Origin of the sequence: Dehalobacter sp. (assembly GCA_023667845.1) — a bacterium.
Lineage (GTDB): Bacteria > Bacillota > Desulfitobacteriia > Desulfitobacteriales > Syntrophobotulaceae > Dehalobacter.
Map to the genome: position 1 here is coordinate 1 of JAMPIU010000195.1, position 2,169 is coordinate 2,169.

Annotated in this window: 2 protein-coding genes; both read left to right on the plus strand. The window is 41.7% G+C overall.

Annotated features, from left to right (window positions below; genetic code table 11):
- The first annotated feature begins 146 nt into the window (after positions 1-146).
- Positions 147-1,025 carry a site-specific integrase gene (locus NC238_15835; protein MCM1567377.1) on the plus strand — a complete coding sequence of 293 codons (879 nt, stop codon included), beginning with the start codon at positions 147-149 and terminating at the stop codon, positions 1,023-1,025.
- Entirely contained in the window at positions 1,018-2,157 is a 1,140-nt protein-coding gene (locus NC238_15840; GenBank protein ID MCM1567378.1) for an IS91 family transposase, read from the plus strand. The genes NC238_15835 and NC238_15840 overlap by 8 nt, the downstream gene beginning before the upstream one ends.
- Positions 2,158-2,169 lie beyond the last annotated feature (12 nt).

Here is a 2,169-nt window from a genome sequence, read left to right on the forward strand (position 1 = left end):
ATAAGCAGAACGAAACCGCTGGCGCGGTGGCAAAAGAGCAGAGTGAAAAATAAAAACCGGCTTAACAGTCTTTTTTTTATTTTATATGACCATCCTTTACTATAGAGCAGCTTATCTGCTGACAAAATTGTAAAGGAGAAAAGACAATGACTAAAACAGAAGTTTTAGAAAAACTGACCAGAGACCTCGAAATGAGAGGTCGCAGCATTGAAACAATTAAGGAATATACCACAAAGGTACGATTGTTTCAAGATTATTTTGGTAAATCGGCAGACCAAATGGGTGAGAAGGAGATAATTGATTATCTGTACTATCTGGCAACCGAAAAGAAAATAAACCCGCAAAGCGTAAACACATATAACAGTGCACTTCGGTTTGTGTATAGTGTAACCTTAGACGTGGTTTTGAACTACAAAAAGTTACCGAGGTTAAAACAAAATCGCCGCATACCTCAGATTTTCACAAAAGAGGAAATAAGAAAGATTCTCGACAGTACGGACAGCAAAATTCACAGAGTTATGCTTATGCTCGCTTACGGATCAGGATTACGCCTTTCTGAAATTACCAACCTTAAGGCTTCGGACATTGAGTCTGGTCAAATGCGTATACTTGTCCGTCAGGGGAAAGGTAACCGTGATAGATATGCGTTGTTACCACAGTCAACGCTTGATTATCTTAGAGAATACTGGAGGGAATACCGTCCAAAAGAATGGCTGTTTGAGGCTCCCAGAGCTGGTGGTAGGTATCAAAACCGTACATTACAGGATGCTTTTAAGTCAGCTCTTCGAAAATCAGGTGTTAAAAAGCAAGGGACCATACATACACTTCGTCGCTGTTTTGCTACTCATTTATATGAAGATGAACATAATTTGTTGGCATTAAAAAAATTGTTAGGTCATGTGAGGATTGATACCACAGCTTGGTATACGCAACTTGCAAACTCAGAAGTACTAAAAACTAAAAGTCCTATTGACACTTTGCCAAAGAAGAAAGGGCGTCCACGTAAAATGGTGTCGCATGCTTGAGATACAAGACATCTTCAGTCAACACGGCGATGAATATCTGAGCCGTCACCATCTGCCACCGCATGTATGCAAAGCGGTAAGAGCAATACAGAACTGCAGGACGGCAACACTTGGTGGTCATATGGATGCATGTGATGAATGCGGGCATATCAAAATATCATATAACTCTTGCAGAAACAGGCACTGTCCGAAGTGTCAGGCGCTGAGTAAAGAACGTTGGGTGATGGCGCGAAATGATGATTTGCTTCCAGTGCCATATTTTCATGTGGTATTTACATTGCCGGATGAATTGAGTATGCCAGCATTTCAAAATCAGGGCGTAATGTATGACCTACTCCTGAAATGTGCCCACGGAACATTGCGTGAGTTGGCAGCCGACAAAAAATATCTGGGTGCGGAAGTAGGATGCATTTCTATTCTACATACTTGGGGGCAAAACTTGAATCACCATCCGCACGTGCATATGATTGTTCCGGGCGGAGGTCTGACAAAGGAAGGGAAATGGAGGGATTCCCGTAAAAAGTTCTTTATTCCGGTAAAAGTGATGGCTCGCAAATTCAGAGGAAAATTCCTGCACCATTTTAAACAAATGAATCTGGAGTGGTCCGGTGGTTTGCAAGAGCTGAGAGATCCAAAGAAGTGGCAGGAATTTCTTAACATACTCTATCAAAAGAATTGGTATGTCTACTGCAAACGTCCATTCAAAACGTCAAATAGTGTGATTTCCTATCTTGGACGCTATACTCATCGTGTCGCTATTGCAAATCACCGTATTCTCAGTGTAAGGGATACCGAGGTATCTTTCAAGTGGCGCGATTACCGGGACGAAAAAAAAGAAAAGGTGATGACATTGTCTGTAGACGAGTTCATGCGGAGGTTTTTGCTTCACATCCTACCGCCTGGATTCACAAAAATCCGGCATTACGGGTTTTTATCACCGGCTGCAAAAAAGAAAAAGCTGACATTGTGTAAACGGCTTACCGGAGCAAAAATTACAATAAAGGCTCCTGAGAAACTTTCCTATGTTGAACTTATGAAATGTCTCACAGGACACGACATTACGCTTTGTCCACATTGTGGTAAAGGCCATTTTGTACCAATATCGGGATTGTCACCTCCAGTCGCTGTGTAACTGAATATTTTA

What these genes read in the sequence shown, in the direction of transcription:
- NC238_15835 (MCM1567377.1), top strand. Translation starts at nt 147, where the DNA reads ATGACTAAAACAGAAGTTTTAGAAAAACTGACCAGAGACCTCGAAATG.
- NC238_15840 (MCM1567378.1), top strand. Translation starts at nt 1,018, where the DNA reads ATGCTTGAGATACAAGACATCTTCAGTCAACACGGCGATGAATATCTG.